The organism is Flavobacterium sp. (assembly GCF_031423415.1).
Taxonomy (GTDB): Bacteria; Bacteroidota; Bacteroidia; order Flavobacteriales; family Flavobacteriaceae; genus Flavobacterium.
In genome coordinates this window covers 1-1,378 of the sequence record NZ_JANPFL010000076.1, presented here as the reverse complement: position 1 = coordinate 1,378, position 1,378 = coordinate 1, and the positions used below count along the sequence as shown (strand labels likewise).

Here is a 1,378-nt window from a genome sequence, read left to right as displayed (position 1 = left end):
CAAAAAACACAATACAACAAGTCAAGAAATGCAATCGAAAATTGTTGACAATCTTGAAGCCGATGTTTATTTTGAAGGTTCAGAAATTCAGATTAAATTACAAAAAGCCATTGCAATTCTTCCAGAAAAACAACAATTGGTTTTTAAAATGAAATATTTTGAAGAGTTAAAATACGAACAAATTTCGAGTGTTTTAGGAACTTCGGTTGGTGCGTTGAAAGCATCATATCATATTGCAACAAAAAAAATTGAAGATTTTTTAAAATCTAATTAAACCTTTTTAAATAAAAACAGTCAAATTATCATGAAACCCTTTAAATTAGATAACTTCCCTAAAATCGAATCTGGATTTAAAATTCCAGACAACTATTTTGAAAATTTTTCTGAAAGATTATTAAATAATTTACCAGAGAAAGAAATTAAAGTAATTCCAATTTACGAAAAACGCAAAACTTGGATTTATGCAGTTGCTGCAGTTTTGGTTTTAGCAATTAGTGTTCCAGTCTTGAATCAATATTTTAATAAATCAAACGAGATTGAAAATTTAGTTTTAGAAAATTATTTAGCGAGCAACACATCAATTAATGATCATGATATTGCAGATTTATTGACTGATGATGATATTCAAAAAATAAAAATCGATATGAACATTGAAGATAAAACAATAGAAAACGAACTTTCAGGAAATGAAAATCTTGAAGAATACCTAATAAATTAAAAAATGAAGAAGATAAATATATTTTTGTTTGCAATAATTTTATTTGTTTTAAATACAAATGCGCAACCAAATCAAGAAAAAAAAGAAAAAATTAAAGCATTGAAAGTTGCTTTTATAACCAATGAGTTGTCATTGACAAGTGACGAATCAATAAAATTCTGGCCTGTGTTTAATGTTTTTGAAGCAAAACAACAAGAAATTAGAGGTACAAAAACTAAATCGATAATCAATAGAATGAGTGATGAAGATCTAGAAAAAATGTCAGATAAAGAAGCAATCAATTTGATGAATCAATTAGAAAACACAGAGGAAGAGTTGTTTCAAAATCGCAAAAAACTAATTACAAATTTAAAAGGAATATTGTCGCCGATAAAATTATTAAAACTAAAACGTGCAGAAGACAACTTTAGTAAGAAATTATTGCAACAATATCGAAATAAAGATTAATTTTTTTAAGTTTTGATTGTTAATTGCAAAGTCGTTAAGAAACCAATAGTTATTTCCCCAAATAATTAAAAACTTAACGACTTTTTGCAATTTTTTTATGTTTTGAATAATCTTACTTATCAAAGAAATGAAATGTTTAATAGATTTAAGTTAATAAATTATTAATTTTTCTATTCAAACTTCAAACTTAATATACAATTTTTTCCTGCAGCA

General features: G+C 25.3%; 3 protein-coding genes. All 3 read left to right on the top strand.

The genetic code is table 11. The features are described from left to right. Nucleotides 1-274 (top strand): sigma-70 family RNA polymerase sigma factor (locus tag RMO83_RS07400; protein ID WP_310559037.1); only part of this gene is annotated, 274 nt, incomplete at its 5' end. A gap of 30 nt (nucleotides 275-304) precedes the next feature. Then, complete coding sequence (locus tag RMO83_RS07395; protein WP_310559036.1) at nucleotides 305-718, top strand: hypothetical protein; 414 nt, start codon at nucleotides 305-307, stop codon at nucleotides 716-718. Between the two features lie 3 nt (nucleotides 719-721). After that, entirely contained in the window at nucleotides 722-1,165 is a 444-nt protein-coding gene (locus tag RMO83_RS07390; RefSeq protein ID WP_310559035.1) for a sensor of ECF-type sigma factor, read from the top strand. The last annotated feature ends 213 nt before the right edge of the window (nucleotides 1,166-1,378 follow it).